The following is an 18860-nucleotide window of genomic DNA, read 5'->3' on the forward strand; positions in this document are numbered from 1 at the left end:
TGCCCCGGCACGACCGGGCGCTGTTGTTGCCGGAAGACTTGGGCGACAACGGTTTCGTCCGCCAAGTCGACGGTTTTTCGCCCCGCACCGGCGGCCCTGCTCGGCTGAACCCGGCCACGGGGAGCGTGGCCGGGTTCAGGAGTCGCTTCAGGTTCGGGCGTCGCCCGGGGTTCAGGGGCGCTTGAAGACCTGACGGCCGGCGAACCAGGTCTCGGTGACCACCGTCGTGTACAGCTCGTCGACGGGCGACTCGAAGGGGTTGCGGTCCAGCACCACGAAGTCCGCCGACTTGCCCGGGGTCAGCGACCCGGTCACGTCGTCCACGCCCATCGCGCGCGCCCCGGACAGGGTGAACGCCTCGACCGCCTCGGCCAGCGTGATGGCCTGCTCCGGCCACAGCGCGCCGGGGTGCGCGCCCGCCGGGTCCTGCCGGGTGACCAGGCCCTGGATGCCCTCCCACGCGTTGGGCGACTCGCTGACCGGCCAGTCCGACCCGCCCGCGACCAGCGCGCCGCTGTCCAGCAGCGACCGGTTGGGCTGCATCCGGGACGCGCGCTCGGCGGGCAGCACGTTCGCGATCGCCGACGGGATCACCCCCGGCACCCAGAGGAACGGCGAGATGTCGGCCGCGACGCCCAGCGCGCCGAACCGCGCCAGGTCGTCGGGGTGCACGAACTGGCCGTGCGCCACCTGGAACCGGGTGTCGGCGTGGCCCTCGCCGCGCAGCTTCTCCACCGCGTCGAGGGTCGCGCGCACGGCGGCGTCCCCGGTGCAGTGGATCTTGGCGGACAGCCCCGCCCGGGCGGCGGTGCGCAGCCAGCCCTCCAGTTCGGCGGGCGGCATGGTCGGCGCGCCGTGGAAGCACGCGCCGTGCACGTCGTCGGGCAGGTACGGGTCGAGGAACGCGGCCGTCCGGGTGGGCGGCACGCCGTCGAGGAAGATCTTGACGAAGTCCGGCCGGTGGTGCTCGCTGCGGTAGCGCCCGCCGAGGTCCAGCAGCGCCGCGCCGATCGGGTCGAAACCGAAGATCGGGTCGTTGACCAGCAGCGACGTGACCACCCAGGCGGCCAGTTCGCCGGCGTCGTCCAGCGACTTGAGGGCGTTGAGGATGTCGACGGACACGCCGGCGTCCTGGAACGCGGTGATGCCGTAGGAGTGCAGGACGCCGATCGCGTGCCGGGACGCCCGCGCGTGCTGCTCCTCGGTCAGCGTGCTGGTCTCCCGCACCGCCCGCTCGACCTGCACGCCGGCGGCTTCGAGCAGCACCCCGGTGGGCGCGCCGGTCTCCGGGTCGCGGACGATCACGCCGCCCGCCGGGTCCGGGGTGGCCGCGGTCACGCCGGCCAGTTCCAGCGCCCGGCTGCTCACCCACCGGTTGTGCCTGCTGTCGTCGGTGAGCATGACCGGCCGGCCGCCCGAGGCCGCGTCCAGCGCGTGCCGGGCGGACTCCCGGGACAGCGTCTCCACCAGCGTGGACGCCCACGCGCCGCCCACCACCCACTCGTCCGGGCCCAGGTCGCGCGACCAGTCGCGGACCGCGTCGAGGATGGCCTCGAAGCCGTGGTCGCCGCCGAAGGTGAGTTCGAACAGCGCGGCCCGCCCGGCGAGCGCGTGGTGGTTGTGCACGTCGACCAGGCCGGGCAGGACGAACGCGCCGCCCAGGTCGCGGACCTCGGTGTCCGGTCCGGGCGCGACCTCGTCGAGGGAGAGCACCCGGCCGCCCTCGACGGCCAGCGTCGTGGCGTGCGGCCGCGCGCCGTCCACCGTGTAGACCGTCGCGTTGGTGAGGATCAGATCGGCTGCCAAGGTACGGGCACTCCCGGTCGGGTCGCGGCGGGTGGCGGGCGGCGGCGCCGTCCCCGCCCGCCGAGGGCGGAAAGTCGGAGGTCGGACCCGCGCCGCGAGCACCCGGGAACGCGGCTCCGCACTCCGCTGACCCCGGCAGTCTTGGCGCGCCGGAGCCGCCGGGGAACGGCCCCGCCGCGCGCCGTGCGGCACCGGACAAGAAGGATGCGCTCACGACCAACCTCCCGCCACCGCGGGCCCGGCGTCACCGCACCGGGGCGGGTCCGGCCTCCGCCCAGCGGGGCCGGCCGGCCGCGAAGGACATGACCACCTGGAGCGCGCACACCCCGATCAGCAGCAGGATCGGGGCCGACCACGAGCCGGTGGCGTCACGCAGCACGCCGACCAGGAACGGCCCGCCGGCGGCCAGCAGGTAGCCGCCGCTCTGGGCCAGCGCGGACAGCGCGGCGGTGTCGGCCGGGGTGCGGGTGCGCAGGCTGAACAGCGCCAGCGTCAACGGGAACACGCCGCCGCCCACGCCGATCAGCAGCGCCCACAGCCACGGCAGCGCGGCCGGTGCGGTGAGCAGCCCGGTGAGGCCGAGCACCTGGCACGCGGTGAGGGCCGCGCCGAGCCGGCCCTGGGCGCGCAGCCGGGTGGCCAGCACCGGGACCGCGAAGTACACCGGGACCCCGGCCAGGACGCTGACCGACAGCAGCGCGCCGGACTGGCCCGAGGTGAACCCGGCGTCGTGGTAGATCGCGGGCAGCCAGGCCATCACCACGAACGCGAGCAGCGACTGGGTCGCGAACAGCAGGGTGACCCACCACGCGACCGGGCTGCGCAGCACCGACCGCACCGACATCGCGGACCCGGCGGCCCGGCCGCCGCGGCGGACCCTCGGCAGCCAGGCCAGCAGGGCCGCCGCGGCGGGCACGGACCAGACGGCCAGTCCGCCCCGCCAGCCGCCCGCGACCGCGCCGACCGGCACCGTCGCCGCCGCGCCGACCGCCGCGCCGACCGACATCACCGCGCTGTACGCGCCGGTGACCTCGCCGACCCGGTCCGGGAACTCGGTCTTGACCACCACCGGGACCAGCACGTTCGCCGTGGCGATGCCGGCGCACGCGAGGAACGTCCCGACCAGCAGCGTGCCCTCGCCGCCGCAGACCCGGACCAGCAGCCCGACCAGCAGCGCGCCGACCCCGAGCCCCAGCCCGGCGGCGGCGCCGACGCCCCGCACCACGCGGGGCGTGGCGACGGCGACCACCCCGAAGCACAGCACCGGCAGGGTCGCCAGGGTCGACGCGACGACCGAGGACATCCCCAGGTCGGCGCGCGCCTGGTCGAGCACCGCGCCGAGGCTGGTGACGGCCAGCCGCAGGTTCGCGGCGATCAGCACGACACCGGCCAGCACCGCGAGGCCCCGGGTCGGCGGCCGGTTCATCGGCGGCCGGCGCGGACGCGGTCAGGCCACACCGACCGCTCCCGCCCCGACCCGGGCGGACACCAGCCGGCGCATCGCCTCGACCGCCGTGGCGAACAGCGGCTCCACGTCCGGCGCGGGCCCGTTGTCGCGGACCGCGTCGCCGCTCCACATCAGCACCACGCTGCCGGTCCGCACGTTCAGCACGGACCCGACGACGAAGACGGCGGCGCTCTCCATCTCCGAGGAGATCGCCCCTCCCCTGCGCCACACGTCGAGCCGTTCCACCAACGTCGCGGCCAGCGGCATCCGCTCGGGTTCCATCTCGCCGTAGTACGAGTCCTTGGTGTGCACCAGCCCGCAGCGGTGCGGCACTCCCCCGTCGGCCGCCGCCTCCTGCAGCGCCCGGACGACGTCGATCGAGGCCACGGCGGGGAATTCGACGGGCAGGTACTGCCGGGTGGTGCCCTCGTCCCGGATCGCCGCGGTGACGACGGCGAGTTCGCCGTTGCCGATGTCGGGCCGCAACGACCCGGAGACGCCGAGCCGGATCATCGTCGTCACGCCGAGCGCGGCCAGTTCCTCGACCGCGAGGGCGGTCGACGGGCCGCCGACGCCGGTCGAGGTGACCACGACCGTCTCGCCGGCCAGGGTGCCGCGCCAGGTCTCGAACTCGCGGTTGCGGGCCACGAAGACGGGGTCGTCGAGGTGCGCGGCGATGGCCGCGACGTGTTCGGGGTTGCCGGGCAGCAGTGCGTACCCGCCGACGTCGGCGGTGGTGAGGAGCAGGTGGTGGGCGCGGCCGTCCGCGGACATCGTTCCTCCAAGGGGGTGCGTCACGATCAACGCAACACAGTCAGGAATCACGCACGTTCGTCAGTATTGACGGACACAGTAGGCGGCTATTACCTTCCCCACAACAACTTGACGAAGAGGGAGACGGAGCGTGCACCACACGCCACCGATCGAATCCGCGCTGCTGGCGGCCATGAGCGCGCAAGCAGGCCCGATGGGTGCCCGCGCCGCGCTGGGTCACCTGCGGGAGAAGGGGTTCGACGTCAGCGAGTCGACGATCAGCCGGTTGCTGCGGGAGTTGGACGAGCAGGCGCTGACCCGGTCGCTGGGCAAGAAGGGCCGGGTGCTCACCGAGGAGGGCAGGCGCGCCGCCGCCAACCTCCTGCTGGACAGCCGGCGCGCGTCCAACTTCGCCGACGCCCTCAACCTGCGCGACGCCCAGGACCTCGTCGACCACCTGGTGGGCCGGCGGGGCATCGAGCGGGAGGCGGCACGGGCCGCCGCGCTGCGCGCCCGCCCCGAGGAGGTGGCACAGCTGCGGGCGATGGTCGAGTCCTCCGGCTCGGGCCGCTGGCAGGAACGCCTCGGCTTCCACCGCTCGATCGGCGAGGCGTCGCACAACAGGCAGATCCAAGCCATCACCACGACGCTGTTCGACGAACGGCTCGACCCCCTGGAGCACCTGCTGGTGCTGATCGGGATCAAGCAGGAAGCGTTGGTGCGGTGGGACGAAGAGCACCGCGCCATCGTGGCGGCCATCTCGGAGCGGGACCCGGACCGCGCCGAGCGCCTGATGGTCGTCCACCTCGACGGGATGATCCGGGAGACCGAGCTGTTCGCCGAGACGGGCAACGCCCACGTCATCCACGCGGTGCTCGCTGAGATCGAGTCCACGTGACACCACCGTCCCGCCCACCCGGGTGAGCGGGATGCACATCGTTCGGGAGCACAGATGACCCAGATCCTTTTGCAGCAGGGGATGAGCCGCCACGGGATGAGCCGCCGCTCGTTCCTCCGGACCACCGGGCGGGGCGCGTCCGTCGCGGCCGGCCTGTGGCTGGCGGGGTGCGGCGTGGGCGGCGACGGCGGCGCCGCCGGGGGCCGGGTCTCGGTGAAACTCGGCTGGATCCCGAACATCGAGTACTCCGGCATCTTCGTCGGCGTCGCCGACGGCATGTACGCCAAGCAGGGCCTGGAGGTCGAGGTCGTCCCGGGCGGGCCGAACTCGCCGGTCGCCCCGCTGGTCACCACGAGCCGGGTCAACGTCGGCATCGAGGCGATCCCGGAGAACGTCGCCACCGCCGTGACCGGCGGCGCGAAGCTCAAGATCGTCGGCGCGGGGCTGCGCAAGAGCCCGGAGTGCTGGGTCTCCCTGGCCGAGAACCCGATCCGCACGCCCAAGGAGATCGAGGGCAAGAAGCTCGGCATCACGTTGGCGGGCAAGAACACCGCGCTGGTGTTCCTGAAGAAGAACGGCGTCGACCCGGACAAGGTGACGCTGGTGCCGATCCAGTTCGACCCGGCGCCGCTGGCCGCCCGCGAGGTCGACGCCCTCTGGGGGTTCGCCTCGAACCAGCCGGTGGCGCTCGGACTTCGCGGGATCGACACGCACGTGATGGCGATGGCCGACTACGGCTTCAACCGGATGCAGAGCGTGTTCTTCGTGTCGCAGGCGACGCTGGACGACCCGGTCGCGCGGGAGAACGCGCGCAAGTTCCTGCTGGGCAGCAGGGACGGCTGGGACGCCGCGCTCAAGAGCCACCAGCGCGCGGCCGAGGTGACCATCGAGAAGTACGGCAAGGACCTCGGCCTCAAGCTGGAGGAGCAGCTCAAGGCGCTGGCCGCGATGGCCCCCTACGTGACCGCCGGCGACACCGGGTCCAAGGGCCTGCTGTGGATGTCCGACGCGCTGATCGACGAGACGATCGCGAGCCTGGGCAGCATCGGCATCACCGCCGACAAGTCCCTGTTCACCAACGAACTCCTCCAGGGATGACGCGGTGCCGGAACGGAGGCAGACCATGATCGGAGCCAGGACCCGGGCCGCTGCCGAGCCCGGCGGCGCGGCGGACGGCGACGGGATCGTCGTCCAGGGGCTGAACAAGACCTACCTCGGCGACTCGGCACCGGTGGAGGCGTTGCGGGAGTTCACCTACAGCTCCCGCCGGGGCGAGTTCGTCGGCCTGCTCGGCCCGTCCGGGTGCGGCAAGTCCACGGTCCTCAGGGTGCTCGCCGACCTGGAGGTGCCGAGCGCCGGCACCGTGACCGTGCACGGCGACACGCCCCGGCAGTTGCGCGAGCGGCACGGCATCGGCGTCGCCTTCCAGGACGCGGGGCTGCTGCCGTGGCGCACGGTGGAGGCGAACATCCGCCTGCCGCTGGAGGTCGCGGGCCGCCGCGACGACCAGGAGGTGGCCGACCTGATCCGGCTGGTCGGCCTGACCGGGTTCGAGAAGGCCCGCCCGTCGCAGCTCTCCGGCGGCATGCGGCAGCGCGTCTCGCTGGCCCGGTCCCTGGTGACCCGCCCGGAGCTGCTGCTGCTCGACGAGCCGTTCGGCGCGCTGGACGACCTGACCCGGCAGCGGCTGAACTTCGAACTCCAGCGGATCTGGTCGGAGCGCGGCACGACCACCGTCCTGGTCACGCACGGGATCGCCGAGGCGGTGCTGCTCTCCGACACCGTCGTGCTGATGTCGCCGCGCCCCGGCACCATCGTCGAGGTCGTGCCGATCGACCTGCCCCGGCCGAGGACCGCGGAAGTCCTGCTGGACAAGGCTTTCCACGCGCTGTGCGACGAACTCGCCCAGAAGCTGTTCGCGGGCGGCGAAGACGGGACGCCCCGGTGAGCGCCGGGCCGTTGCGCCGGGTCGCCGCGCCCCTGCTGACGGTGGCGGCGCTGATCCTCATCTGGCAGGCGGCCTCGTCGTTCGGCAACCTGTCGGCGGTGGTGCCCTCGCCGCTGGACGTGCTGCGGCAGATGGGCGACGACGCGCACTACTACCCGCAGAACGCGGGCGCCACCATGGCCACGGCGGCGCAGGGTTACCTGTGGGGCAACGGGATCGCGATCGCCCTGGCGCTGTGCACGCTCCCGTTCCCCCGCGTGCAGGCGTTCCTGGAACGGGTCGCGGTCGGGGCGATCGCGCTGCCCCTGATCGCCATCGCGCCGCTGCTCGCGATCGCCTTCCCCGGCAACGTCCCCAGCGTGATCCTGGCGGCCCAGGCCGTCGTCTTCACCACCCTGGTCGCGACCGTGCTGGGCCTCAACAGCGTCGACAAGACGTCGGTCGAGGTGATCCGGGCGTCCGGCGGTTCGGAGTGGACGGTCATCCGCAAGGTGCGGCTGCCGGCCGCCGTCCCGAGCTGCGTCGCCGGGCTCCAGGTCGCCGCCCCGAGCGCCATCCTGGGCGCGATCATCGGCGAGTACATGGGCGGCACGCGCGGGCTGGGCGTCGCGATGATCCAGGCGCAGGGCGCGTTCGACATCCCCCGGGCCTGGGGGTTGGCGATCGTGACCTCCGTCCTGGCCGCCGCCGCGTTCCTGGTGCTGCCCGTGGCGACCAGGCTGGCGCTGCCGTGGACCCGTTCCACCGACACCGTGCTGGGCGCCCGCGCGCAGCGCCGGGAACGCCGGGCCGGCGGGCGGTTCTCCGGGCTGCGGCGGGCGGTGGTGGCCGCGGTCTCCACCGTCGTCGGGGTCGTGGTGTGCTGGTGGCTGCTGGTGCTCGTCGTGCCCGGCGGCACCGCCGTGGCGCGCGGACCGGTGGAAGTGCTGTCCTACTTCGCGGACGGCGCGACGCGCCTGGTCACCTCCGACGGCGAGTCGCAGGACGCCTGGGCGTACATGCTGTCCTCGTTGGGGCGGACCGTGGTGGACGCCGGCATCGGGTTCGCCGCCGGTCTCGTCCTCGCCGTCGTGACGGCCGTGCTGGCGCACGAGTTCCCGGTGGTCGAGCGGATCCTGATGCCGATCTCGATCGCCCTGCGGTCGGTGCCGATCGTCGCGGCGATGCCGTTGCTGGCGCTGATGTTCGGGCGCGGCGTGGTCGCGGTGACGGTGCTCATCGCGGTGATGACGTTCTTCCCCGTGCTGGTCAACCTGCTGCTGGCGATGAAGGCCGTGCCGCGCGGTGCCCGCGACCTGTTCGACGCGGTCGGGGCGGGCCGCCGGCAACGGGTGACCAAGCTGCTCATCCCGTACGCGTTGCCGGCGCTGCTGGCGTCGGTGAAGGTCGCGCTGCCGCTGTCGGTGGGCGCGGCGATGGTGGCGGAGTGGCTCGCCACCGGGCACGGGCTGGGTGCGTCGATGACCGTCGCCGCCACCCTGTCCGATTACGACTTCGTGTGGGGCGGAGTCGCCGTGGTGCTGCTCGCATCCCTTGCGGCGTACCACATCGCGAACGCGCTGGAGGACTCCGCGCTGCGCCGGCTCGAATGACCACCCCACCCGGACCGATCGACCGAGAATGAGGAATCACGCATGAGCAGGACCTTCCTGTCCAACGGACGGCTCAACGGCGTCGGCGACCCGCAGGTCGTGACGATCGCCGACGGCAGGATCGCCGCCATCGGCCCGACCCTGCCGACCGACCTCGGCCCGGCCGACCACGTCGAGGAGCTGAACGGCCAGATCGTGCTGCCGGGCTTCGTGGACGGCCACGCGCACGCCGACAAGAGCCTGTGGGGCGAACCGTGGGTCCGCCGGGACTCCGCGCCCATCACCATGGACCAGATGTTCGAGGACACGATCAAGCAGTGGGCGGCGACCACCACGCCGGTCGCCCAGCGCGCCGGCGCGTTCCTCCGCAAGTGCGTCACCTACGGTTCGACGTCGATCAGGACCTTCACCGACATCGCACCGGAGATCGGGTTGGACGGCCTGCACGGCCTGTTCGAGGTGCGCGAGCAGCTCGCCGACCTGACCGACCTCCAGATCGTCGCGTTCCCGCAGCTGGGCGTGCTGCGCAAGCCCGGCACCGCCGAACTGCTCGAACAGGCCCTGCGCGAAGGCGCCGACGCGGTCGGCGGGCTGGACCCGGCGGGCGTCGACGGCGACGCGGCCCGCCAGCTCGACATCGTCTTCGGCCTGGCCGAGAAGTTCCAGGTACCGGTGGACTTCCACCTGCACGAGTCCGGCGAACTCGGCATCTGGCTGATCGAGCAGATCGCCGGCCGGGTCAAGGCGCTCGGGATGCAGGGCAAGGTCAGCCTGTGCGACGTGTTCAGCCTCGCCGAGCCGACCCCGGCCCAGCTCGAACACCTGGGCACGCTGCTCGCCGACGCCGGGATCACCATCGCGGTGGGCGTGCACGGGCTCCTGCCGGTGCCGGACGTGAAGCGGCTGCACGCGATGGGCGTGCGGCTGTGCCTCGGCTCCGACTCCTCGCGGAGCCTCTGGTCGCCGTGGGGCGAGGGCGACATCCTGTCCCGGGCGATGTTCATGGCCTACAAGTGCTACTGGCGGCGGGACGAGGACCTGGAGTTCGCCGTGGAGATCGCGACCCGCCTGGGCCGCGACGCGCTCGGCTTCGAGCGCTCCGACCTGTCCGTGGGCGACCCGGCCGACCTGGTCGTGCTGCCCGGCGAGGCCATCGGGGAGATCGTCGTGACGCCGCCCCCGCGCTCGCTGGTGATCAAGCGCGGCAAGGTCGTCGTCCGCGACGGGCAGATCACGCACTCCGCCTGACCGACCCGCTCCCGGCGTCGGTCCACCGCTCCCGGTGGCCGACGCCGTCGGCGTTCCCGCGTCCACCCCGACCGGGATGCGGAACGGGGCGGTACACGGGCGCGAGGAGCGCCCGGCCAGACCCGCCTCGCCCTCCCCGCCGTCGCGGTCGACCCGATCGTGGACAGTGGCACGGGAAACGCCGAACCGCACGGCGATCCGCGCGCGGCCACCCGGCCCGGTAACCGGTCACCACAAGGCGGCGTACGCGCACCGTCGTGCGGGCGTCACAGTGCACACGACGACCCCTGCGTGCGCAATCGGCGCTTCAGACATACCCACCGCCCCCCAGCGGCCCTCCACCGTTCAACCCCACCCGCCACCAACAACTTCATGAGCTACCACAGCTAGCGGTGGGCTCGGTGGTCCAGCGGGTAGGGCACGAACGTGCTGCGGTTCTCGTCCACGTACAGGGGCTTCCCGATCGGCGGAGCGGCGCGCTGCGGGCACAGCGCCCGGTCGCAGGTCTGGCAGCCCGGCCCGATCGGGGTGGCTGCGGAGGTGTCGTCCAGGTCGACGCCGGTCGAGTAGACCAGGCGGCCGGCGTGCCGGATCTCGCAGCCCAGGCCGATGGCGAAGGTCTTGCCCGGCCCCCGGTAGCCCGCCCGGCCGCGCGACACGGTGCGGGCGACCCACAGGTGGCGTTGGCCGTCCGGCATCGACGCCACCTGCGCCAGCACCCGGCCGGGCGTGGCGAACGCGCCGTAGACGCTCCACAGCGGGCACGTGCCGCCGGAGCGGGAGAAGTGGAACCCGGTCGCGGACTGGCGCTTGGACACGTTGCCCGCGCGGTCGACCCGGACGAACGAGAACGGCACGCCGCGCGCGCCGGGCCGTTGCAGGGTGGTCAGCCGGTGGCAGATGGTCTCGTAGCCCATCGCGAAGTCGTCGGCCAGCAGCTCGATGTCGTAGCGCAGCCGCTCCGCGGTCTCGTGGAACGCCCGGTAGGGCAGGATCAGCGCCGCCGCGGCGTAGCGGGCCAGGCCGATCCGGATCAGGTTGCGCACCGGCCCGGCCGGTTCCGCGCTGCGCGCCGCGATCTCGTCCAGCGCGTCCGCGAATTCCAGCAGGGCGATTTGGGTGGCCATTCGGAATGCCTGCTGTCCGGGTCTCAGGTGAATCGAAAGGCGCAACGTCCGCGATTTCGGGTCGTAGTGATGCAACTCACCGGGCGAGCCGTCATGAGGCGCGTCACCTGAAACGGTCACGATCCGCACGCCGTGCCGGTCGGCCAGCCGCGCGGACAGCGCCGAGCGCACCTCCCCGGGGCGGATGCCGATCGCGCCGGCCACCGCCTCGGCCGCGCCGTCCAGCGCCGGGAAGTGGTTGGCGTGGGTGTAGAAGAAGTCGCGGACCTGTTCGTGCGCGCCGATCGCGTACCCGGTCGCGCGGTCGCCGGCGACCGCGCCCAACTGCTCGTCCAGTTGGCGGCAGCGGCGGTGCAGGTCGATCACCGCGCGCGCCAACTCCGGCCGTGAGGTGGCGAGTTCTCGCAGGTCGGACACCGAGACGTCGGCGGCGGGCAGGGCTTCGCGCAGTTCGGCGAACAGCCGGGCGGAGTCCTGCGCGGCGAAGAACGAGGCGTCCACGCCGAACGCCTCGGTGATCCGCAGCAGCACCGGCACGGTCAGCGGCCGCGAGTCGTGCTCGATCTGGTTGAGGTAGCTGGGCGAGATCCCGAGCATCCGGGCCAGGTCCACCTGGTTGAGGCCGCGGTCCTCGCGCAGCCGTCGCAGCCGGGCGCCGGCGAACGTCTTGGCCATGTCCCTCCTCCGCTCTGCGGCGAGCATAGGGCGGGTTTGCCAATCGTCGTCTTCGCAACCTTCGCACATTCGCCGGGAGCCCTTTTCAGAAATTCGCAGATTGCGTCTGTCGACAGTCCGGCGGCCCGCGTGCCACGGTCGGAAAAGGAAATCCGATCGACGTCTCGAACGAAGGAGCGCGGGGATGCAGACCGCCAGGGAAATCGCGGACCAGTGGGCGCAGGACCCCCGGTGGGCGGGGGTCGAGCGCACCTACCGCGCCGAGGACGTCGTGCGGCTGCGGGGCAGCGTGGTCGAGGAGCACACGCTGGCGCGCCGGGGCGCGCAACGCCTGTGGGAGTTGCTGCACACCGAGGACTACGTGCACGCGCTGGGCGCGTTGACCGGCAACCAGGCCGTGCAGCAGGTGCGCGCCGGGCTCAAGGCGATCTACCTGTCCGGCTGGCAGGTCGCGGCCGACGCGAACCTGTCCGGCCAGACCTACCCGGACCAGAGCCTCTACCCGGCCAACTCGGTGCCGCAGGTCGTGCGGCGGATCAACAACGCGCTGCTGCGCGCCGACCAGATCAGCCACGCCGAGGGCGTCACGTCCGGCCACGACTGGCTCGCGCCGATCGTCGCCGACGCGGAGGCCGGGTTCGGCGGCGTGCTCAACGCGTTCGAGCTGATGCGCGGCATGATCGCGGCGGGCGCGGCGGGCGTGCACTGGGAGGACCAGCTGGCGTCGGAGAAGAAGTGCGGCCACCTCGGCGGGAAGGTGCTCATCCCGACCGGCCAGCACATCCGCACGCTCAACGCCGCCCGGCTGGCCGCCGACGTCTCCGGCGTGCCGTCCGTCGTGGTGGCGCGCACCGACGCGCAGGCCGCGACCCTGCTCACCACCGACGTGGACGAGCGCGACCGGCCGTTCGTCACCGGGGAGCGCACCGCCGAGGGCTTCTACCGGGTGCGCAACGGGATCGAGCCGTGCATCGCGCGCGGCCTGGCCTACGCGCCGCACGCCGACCTGCTGTGGATGGAGACCTCCCTGCCGGACCTGGAGGTGGCGCGGCGGTTCGCCGAGGCCGTCAAGGACCGGTACCCGGACCAGCTGCTCGCCTACAACTGCTCGCCGTCGTTCAACTGGCGCAAGCACCTCGACGACGCCACCATCGCCAAGTTCCAGCGCGAGCTGGGGCACATGGGCTACAAGTTCCAGTTCATCACCCTCGCCGGGTTCCACGCGCTCAACCACTCGATGTTCGAGCTGGCCCGGGGCTACGCGGAGACCGGGATGCCGGCCTACGTCGAGTTGCAGGAGCGCGAGTTCGCCGCCGAGGCCGAGGGCTACACGGCGGTCAAGCACCAGCGGGAGGTCGGCACCGGCTACTTCGACCTGGTCGCCACCACGCTCAACCCGGCGGGCGAGACGACCGCCCTGGCCGGGTCCACCGAGCAGGCCCAGTTCGCCTGAGCCGGAAGGGACGCCCATCGTGCACGCGCACAGCAGGACCGAGGTCACCGGGCCCCGGGGCGAGCGGTTCGACGAGATCCTCACCCCGGAGGCGATCGAGTTCGTGGTCCGGCTGGACGACCGGTTCGCCGGCCGCCGGGCCGACCTGCTCGCCGCCCGCCGGGAACGCCGGGAGTGGTTCGCCGGCGGCGCCACCCCCGACTTCCTCCCGCACACCAGGGAAATCCGCGACGGTGACTGGCAGGTCGCGCCGCCCGCGCCGGGCCTGGCCGACCGGCGGGTGGAGATCACCGGCCCGCCGGACCGGAAGATGGCGGTCAACGCGTTGAACTCCGGCGCGCGGGTGTGGATGGCCGACTTCGAGGACGCCACCTCCCCCACCTGGCACAACGTCGTGACCGGCCAGCTCAACCTGCTGGACGCGGTGCGGCGGCGGATCGACTTCACCGCCGAGGGCGGCAAGCGCTACGCCCTGGCCGAGCAGACCGCGACCATCGTGGTCCGGCCGCGCGGCTGGCACCTGGTGGAGAAGCACGTGGTCGTGGCGGGCCGCCCGGTGTCGGCGAGCCTGTTCGACTTCGGCCTGTACCTGTTCCACTGCGCGCGCGAGCAGCTCGACCGGGGCGCGGGCCCGTACTTCTACCTGCCGAAGCTGGAGGGCCACCTCGAAGCCCGGCTGTGGAACGACGTCTTCGTGTTCGCGCAGGAGGCGTTGGGCATCCCGCGCGGCACGATCCGCGCCACCGCGTTGATCGAGACCATCACGGCCGCGTTCGAGATGGAGGAGATCCTCTACGAGCTGCGGGAGCACAGCTCGGGGCTCAACGCGGGCCGCTGGGACTACATCTTCAGCGTCATCAAGAACTTCGGCGACCGGCCGGACTTCATCCTGCCCGACCGGTCACTGGTGACGATGACCGTGCCGTTCATGCGCGCCTACACCGAACTGCTGGTGAGCACGTGCCACCGCCGCGGCGCGCACGCCATCGGCGGGATGGCGGCGTTCATCCCGAGCCGGGACGCCGAGGCGAACGCGGCGGTGCTCGCGAAGGTCCGCGAGGACAAGGAACGCGAGGCGGGCGACGGTTTCGACGGGTCGTGGGTCGCCCACCCCGGCCTGGTCGCGGTGTGCGCCGGGGCGTTCCGCCGGCCCGACCAGCTCGACCGGCTGCGGCCGGACGTGGCGGTCACCGCGCGCGACCTGCTCGCCGTGGACCGCACGCCGGGCCGGGTCACCGAACCCGGGCTGCGGGCCAACGTCTCGGTGGCGGCCCGGTACTTCGCCGCGTGGCTGGACGGGACCGGCGCGGCGGCCATCGACGGGCTGATGGAGGACGCGGCCACCGCCGAGATCGCGCGGTGCCAGATCTGGCAGTGGCTGCACCACATCACGCCGCTGGCCGAGGGCGGGATGGTCACCGAGGAGACCGTGGTCGCCATGCTGGACAAGGAACTGCTGGACGTCCGGCCGGAACGGCGTGCTGCCGTGCGCGAGCTGTTCACCGCGAACGCCCTGGCCGAGGAACTGCCGAGGTTCTTCACCACCAAGGCGTACGCCGGGCACCTGACCGAGCGCGCCACGCCGTGAGCACCGCCCTCCGCCGGATCAGCCCAGGACCCGGCGGAGGGCGGCGGCGCAGCGGGCGGCCAGCTCCTCGACCTGGCCGCCGTCGATCACCAGGGGCGGGCCGAACAGCAGCAGGTCGCCGTCGCGGCCGTCGGCGCAGCCCGTCGAGTGGTAGAGCAGCAGGCCGTGCTCCTTCGCGGCGGCGACCACGCGTTCGGCCACCTTTTCCTCGTGGGCAAAGGGTTTGCGGGTTTCCCGGTCCGCGACCAGTTCCACCGCCCGCAGCAGGCCGAGCCCGCGGATGTCGCCGACCGCCGGGTGCCCACCGAGGTGGTGGCGCAGCGCGGCGTCCAGCTCCGCGCCGCGTTCGGCCGCCCGTGCGACGAGGTCGCGCTCGGTCAGCACCTTCAGCACCGCCGAACCGGCCGCAGCGCCGACCGGGTGGTGCGAGTAGGTGAAGCCGTGCGTGAAACCGCCTTCCAGCAACGTCTCGTGGACCTCGCCCGAGCACACGGCCAGGCCCAGCGGCCAGTAGCCCGACGCCGCGCCCTTGGCCGCGACGAGCAGGTCGGGACGCAAGTCCCAGTGCCCGCAGGCGAACCACGCGCCGGTGCGGCCGAACCCGGTCATCACCTCGTCCGCGATCAGCAGCACGCCCCGGCGGCGGCACACCTCGGCGACGGCGGGCCAGTACTCGTCGTCGGGCACGCACGCGCCGAGCGCCGCGCCCGCCACAGGTTCGGCGATGAACGCGGCCACGTCGTCGGTGATCAGCCGGTCCAGTTCGGCGGCGTGCCACCGGCCGCAGCCGCGCGGGTGGTCCGGCGCGGCGCACCGGTACTCGTACGGCGCGGTGGTGTGCCGCGCCGGGCCGAGCCACGGCAGGTACGGCGCGCGCAGCCCGGCGCGTCCCGACACGTCGAGCGCGCCCCGGCTGTTGCCGTGGTAAGCGCCGTTGCGGCCGATCACGACGTGGCGATCCGCACCCCGTGCCAGGTGATAGGCACGGGCCATCTTCAACACCGTCTCCACGGCCTCGCTGCCGCCGGAGACCGGGTAGATCCGGGGGTCGTCGACCGGCAGCAGCGGTGCCAGCGCGTCGGCGTACGCGTCGAGCGCGTCGGTGCGGAACGCGGTCCCGTGCACGTAGGCGATCTCGGCTGCCTGACGGGAGATCGCGGCCACGACCTCCGCCACACCGTGCCCGACCGACGTGACGACCGCGCCGCCGGACCCGTCGAGGTAGCGGCGGCCCTCGCGGTCGAAGACCACCGCTCCCTCGCCGTGCGCCGCGACCGGCAGCCCACGGCCCCGGCCGAAGACGTGCGCGCTCACCCCGCGACCGCGACCGCGTCCACGGCCTCGGCGAACAACCGCAGCGCGGTGTCCGCCTCCTGCTCGGTCACCACCAGCGGCGGCGACATCCGGATGCTGCTCCAGCCGCACTCCAGCACCAGCAGGCCGCGTTCGAAAGCGTTGCGCTGCACGGCTTCCGCGTGTTCCGCCGTGTCGAACTCGATGCCGATCATGAGGCCGAGCCCGCGCACCTCGCGGATCAGGCCGGGGTGCCGCGCCTGGAGCTTCCCGAGGCCGGTGAGGAGTTGCCCGCCGATCCTGGTCGCGTTGGCCACCAGGCCCTCCTCGCGGATGGTCTCCAACGTCGCCAGGCCCGCCGCGCACGGCACCGGGCTGCCGCCGTAGGTCGAGCCGTGCGCGCCCGCACCCCACCGCTCCATCAGTTCGGCGCGGGCCAGGAACGCGCCCAGCGGCAGCCCGGAAGCCAGGCCCTTCGCGCTGATCAGCACGTCCGGGCGGACGCCGGTGTGCTCGACCGCCCAGAACTCGCCGGTGCGGCCCACACCGGACTGCACCTCGTCGGCGACCAGCAGGATCCCGTGCCGGTCGCACAGCTCGCGCAGCCGGGCCAGCCACCCGGGCGGCGGCACGACGTACCCGCCCTCCCCCTGCACCGGTTCCACGAACACGGCCGCCACCTCGTCGGCCGGCACCTGGTGGCGGAACAGCACGTTCTCGATGTGCTCGAACGTCTCGTCGGAGCCGTAGGGCGCGTGCAGCACGCCGGGCAGCAGCGGCCCGAAACCCTTGTGGTACTTGGCTTTCGACGCGGTGAGCGTGAGGGCGCCGTAGCTGCGGCCGTGGAACGCGCCGACGAAGCCGATCACGTACGGCCGGCCGGTGGCGTGGCGGACGAGCTTGAGCGCGCCCTCGACCGCCTCCGCGCCGGAATTGGACAGGAACACCCGCACCGGGCCGTCGATCGGCGCCGTCTCCGCCAGCGCCTCGCACATCCGCGAGTAGATCGGCAGGTAGAAGTCGCTCGCGGAGTAGTGCAGCAGCTCCCCGCTCTGCCGGCGGATCGCGTCGACCACCCTGGGGTGGGCGTGGCCGGTCGAGTTGACCGCGATACCGGCGTTGAAGTCCAGGAACAGGTTGCCGTCGACGTCCTCGATCACGCAGCCCCGGCCGCGCGCCGGGACCAGCGGGTAGGCCCGGGGCAGCGACCGGCTGGTCACCGCGAGGTCGCGGGCCAGCACCTCCCGCGCCAGCGGGCCGGGCAGTTCGGTGCGCACGTCCGGCACGGCGGTCATCGGGCCACCACCGTGCGGGACTGCTCGCGCAGGAACTGCTGGACGTAGTGCACGCCGCCACCGGCCTTGCCCGAGGTGCCGGAGCCCTTCCAGCCACCGAACGGCTGCACGCCCGGCCACGCGCCCGTCGTCGCACCGGCCGCGCGGTTGACGTAGACCACGCCCGCCTCGATCTCCGCCAGGAACCGGTCGACCTCGGTGTCGTCGGCGGAGAAGAACCCGGCGGTGAGCCCGAAAACGGTGTCGTTGGCCAGGTCGAGGGCTTCGTCCAACGAGTCGACCGGGACGACGGCGACCAGCGGCACGAACAGCTCCTCGCGGAACAGCCGGTCGTCCGGTGGGAGTCCGGTGACCACGGTGGGGGTGACGAAGTGGCCGTGCGCCCGGACTTCCCCGGGCCTGGGCACGTCACCGCCCGCCACCACGCGGCCGTGGGCGCGGGCGTGCTCGACGGCGTCCCGGAACCGGGCGACCGCGTCCGCGTCGACCACCGGGCCGAGGAACACCTCGCGCCGGGTCGGGTCGCCGACGACGAGTTCGTCCGCACGGGCGGCGAGCTTCTCCAGCAACGGCTCGTACACCGACCGGTCGGCGTAGACGCGGGAGCACGCCGAGCACTTCTGGCCGGAGAAGCCGAACGCGGAGCGCGCGATGCCGGTGGCGGCCAGGTCGAGGTCGGCGCTGCGGGTGACGATCGCCGGGTTCTTGCCGCCCATCTCGCAGACCACCGGTTTCGGGTACCGGCCGGCGAACGTGCGCTGGACCTCCATGCCGGCCTGGTGGGAACCGGTGAACGTGAGGCCGTCCACGCCGGGGTGCGCGACCAGCGCGCGGCCCACCTCGTCGCCGCCGGGCAGCAGGTGCAGCGCGTCGGCGGGGACACCGGCCGCGCGCAGGCACTCGACCAGCTTCGCGGCGGTGAAGGTGCCTTGCGGGCTGGGCTTGAGCACGACGGTGTTGCCCGCGACCAGCGCGCCGCCCGCCGGGCCGGCGGCCAGCGCCATCGGGAAGTTGAACGGGCTGATCACACCCCACACCCCGTACGGCCGCAGCACGCTGCGGGTGTGCTCGCGCTCGGACAGCCGCGCCATGTCCAGCTCGAACCCGTCGTGCTCCTCGAACCGGCCGCAGTAGTACCGGATCAGGTCGGCGGACTCCTCGACGTCGCCCAGCGCCTCCAACCGGTTCTTGCCCACTTCCAGGCTCATCAGCGCGGCCAGTTCGTGGGCCCGCTCGCTGATCAGGTCGGCGGCGGCGCGCAGCACCGCCGCCCGGTCCCGCCACGGCGTGGCCGCCCACGGTTTCGCGGCCCGCCGGGCCGCGCGCACCGCGTCGTCCACATCGGACTCGACGGCGGAGTGCGCCGAGCACAGCAGGGTCGCGGTGTCGCTCGGGCTGGTCACCGCGAACAGCGGGCCGGTGGTCCGGGCCGTGCCGCCGACGTCCACCGGGATCGTCGTGCCGAGCCAGGTCTTCGCGACCCGCAGGCCCTGTTCGTAGGCGGTGTGCAGGTCTTCGTTGTCGGCGCTCAGGGTCGCATAGGTCACGCGGAATCGCGACGTCATCGCTGTTTCCCCTTCAGGGCATGGTGAAGGACGCCCACCGGGCGGCGGGCGGTGAAACGGGGACGTGACGTCAGAGAGAAGTCCAGCCGCCCAGCGCACGCGGCATGAGCAGACGCCGTTCGCTGAAGGGCCCCATCGGTCGACTCCGTGGTTGTGGACTGCGTTCGCGGAC

The 18860-nt window shown here is 73.0% G+C and carries 14 protein-coding genes; 7 read left to right on the forward strand and 7 right to left on the reverse strand.

Going from position 1 to position 18860, the window contains the following annotated elements:
* Positions 1-171 precede the first annotated feature (171 nt).
* The 3 genes from AC0HI0_RS12225 to AC0HI0_RS12235 all read right to left on the reverse strand — a co-directional run bounded on the left by AC0HI0_RS12225 (position 172) and on the right by AC0HI0_RS12235 (position 4027).
* The gene (locus AC0HI0_RS12225) at positions 172-1806 is read right to left on the reverse strand and encodes an amidohydrolase (protein ID WP_480932431.1); all 1635 of its coding nucleotides are present in this window, start codon (positions 1804-1806) and stop codon (positions 172-174) included.
* A 244-nt stretch (positions 1807-2050) separates the two neighbouring features.
* On the reverse strand, positions 2051-3232 hold the full coding sequence (locus AC0HI0_RS12230) for a CynX/NimT family MFS transporter (protein ID WP_480932432.1): 1182 nt from the start codon (positions 3230-3232) through the stop codon (positions 2051-2053).
* Between the two features lie 21 nt (positions 3233-3253).
* On the reverse strand, positions 3254-4027 hold the full coding sequence (locus tag AC0HI0_RS12235) for a nucleoside phosphorylase (protein WP_480932433.1): 774 nt from the start codon (positions 4025-4027) through the stop codon (positions 3254-3256).
* 130 nt (positions 4028-4157) lie between these two features.
* On the opposite strand from AC0HI0_RS12235, the gene AC0HI0_RS12240 reads away from it, so the two are divergent.
* The 5 genes from AC0HI0_RS12240 to AC0HI0_RS12260 are packed head-to-tail and all read left to right on the forward strand — an operon-like array spanning position 4158 to position 9692.
* Positions 4158-4904, forward strand: a complete 747-nt coding sequence (locus AC0HI0_RS12240) for an FCD domain-containing protein (protein WP_480932434.1) — start codon at positions 4158-4160, stop codon at positions 4902-4904.
* A 54-nt stretch (positions 4905-4958) separates the two neighbouring features.
* Positions 4959-6002 carry an ABC transporter substrate-binding protein gene (locus AC0HI0_RS12245; protein ID WP_480932435.1) on the forward strand — a complete coding sequence of 348 codons (1044 nt, stop codon included), beginning with the start codon at positions 4959-4961 and terminating at the stop codon, positions 6000-6002.
* A gap of 25 nt (positions 6003-6027) precedes the next feature.
* A complete protein-coding gene (locus AC0HI0_RS12250; protein WP_480932436.1) occupies positions 6028-6852 on the forward strand; it encodes an ABC transporter ATP-binding protein in 825 nt (274 codons plus the stop codon).
* Entirely contained in the window at positions 6849-8444 is a 1596-nt protein-coding gene (locus AC0HI0_RS12255) for an ABC transporter permease (RefSeq protein WP_480932437.1), read from the forward strand. The genes AC0HI0_RS12250 and AC0HI0_RS12255 overlap by 4 nt, the downstream gene beginning before the upstream one ends.
* A 42-nt stretch (positions 8445-8486) precedes the next feature.
* Positions 8487-9692 (forward strand): amidohydrolase, encoded by a 1206-nt coding sequence (locus AC0HI0_RS12260; protein ID WP_480932438.1) that lies wholly within the window; start codon positions 8487-8489, stop codon positions 9690-9692.
* Between the two features lie 386 nt (positions 9693-10078).
* On the opposite strand, the gene AC0HI0_RS12265 is transcribed toward AC0HI0_RS12260, so the two are convergent.
* Positions 10079-11494 carry a short-chain fatty acyl-CoA regulator family protein gene (locus tag AC0HI0_RS12265; RefSeq protein WP_480932439.1) on the reverse strand — a complete coding sequence of 472 codons (1416 nt, stop codon included), beginning with the start codon at positions 11492-11494 and terminating at the stop codon, positions 10079-10081.
* Positions 11495-11678: 184 nt separating this feature from the next.
* Here AC0HI0_RS12265 and aceA point away from each other — a divergent pair, with 184 nt between their 5' ends.
* Positions 11679-12947: an isocitrate lyase gene (gene aceA, locus AC0HI0_RS12270; RefSeq protein ID WP_480932440.1), complete on the forward strand. Its 1269-nt coding sequence runs from the start codon at positions 11679-11681 to the stop codon at positions 12945-12947.
* A gap of 19 nt (positions 12948-12966) precedes the next feature.
* Positions 12967-14535, forward strand: a complete 1569-nt coding sequence (gene aceB, locus AC0HI0_RS12275; RefSeq protein WP_480932441.1) for a malate synthase A — start codon at positions 12967-12969, stop codon at positions 14533-14535.
* Positions 14536-14553: 18 nt separating this feature from the next.
* Here aceB and AC0HI0_RS12280 read toward each other — a convergent pair whose 3' ends face one another.
* The 3 genes from AC0HI0_RS12280 to AC0HI0_RS12290 are packed head-to-tail and all read right to left on the reverse strand — an operon-like array spanning position 14554 to position 18688.
* Positions 14554-15849 carry an aminotransferase family protein gene (locus AC0HI0_RS12280; RefSeq protein ID WP_480932442.1) on the reverse strand — a complete coding sequence of 432 codons (1296 nt, stop codon included), beginning with the start codon at positions 15847-15849 and terminating at the stop codon, positions 14554-14556.
* Positions 15846-17123, reverse strand: coding sequence for an aminotransferase class III-fold pyridoxal phosphate-dependent enzyme (locus AC0HI0_RS12285; RefSeq protein WP_480932443.1), 1278 nt, complete (start codon positions 17121-17123; stop codon positions 15846-15848). The genes AC0HI0_RS12280 and AC0HI0_RS12285 overlap by 4 nt, the downstream gene beginning before the upstream one ends.
* On the reverse strand, positions 17120-18688 hold the full coding sequence (locus AC0HI0_RS12290; protein ID WP_480932444.1) for an aldehyde dehydrogenase family protein: 1569 nt from the start codon (positions 18686-18688) through the stop codon (positions 17120-17122). The genes AC0HI0_RS12285 and AC0HI0_RS12290 overlap by 4 nt, the downstream gene beginning before the upstream one ends.
* Positions 18689-18860 lie beyond the last annotated feature (172 nt).

The organism is Saccharothrix sp. NBAS 001 (genome assembly GCF_056640475.1).

Excerpts from the sequence above, each read along its gene's own strand:
- AC0HI0_RS12230 (WP_480932432.1), bottom strand. The coding sequence starts at position 3,232 with ATGAACCGGCCGCCGACCCGGGGCCTCGCGGTGCTGGCCGGTGTCGTG.
- AC0HI0_RS12235 (WP_480932433.1), bottom strand. The coding sequence starts at position 4,027 with ATGTCCGCGGACGGCCGCGCCCACCACCTGCTCCTCACCACCGCCGAC.
- AC0HI0_RS12245 (WP_480932435.1), top strand. The coding sequence starts at position 4,959 with ATGACCCAGATCCTTTTGCAGCAGGGGATGAGCCGCCACGGGATGAGC.
- AC0HI0_RS12250 (WP_480932436.1), top strand. The coding sequence starts at position 6,028 with ATGATCGGAGCCAGGACCCGGGCCGCTGCCGAGCCCGGCGGCGCGGCG.
- AC0HI0_RS12260 (WP_480932438.1), top strand. The coding sequence starts at position 8,487 with ATGAGCAGGACCTTCCTGTCCAACGGACGGCTCAACGGCGTCGGCGAC.
- AC0HI0_RS12265 (WP_480932439.1), bottom strand. The coding sequence starts at position 11,494 with ATGGCCAAGACGTTCGCCGGCGCCCGGCTGCGACGGCTGCGCGAGGAC.
- aceA (WP_480932440.1), top strand. The coding sequence starts at position 11,679 with ATGCAGACCGCCAGGGAAATCGCGGACCAGTGGGCGCAGGACCCCCGG.
- AC0HI0_RS12285 (WP_480932443.1), bottom strand. The coding sequence starts at position 17,123 with ATGACCGCCGTGCCGGACGTGCGCACCGAACTGCCCGGCCCGCTGGCG.
- AC0HI0_RS12290 (WP_480932444.1), bottom strand. The coding sequence starts at position 18,688 with ATGACGTCGCGATTCCGCGTGACCTATGCGACCCTGAGCGCCGACAAC.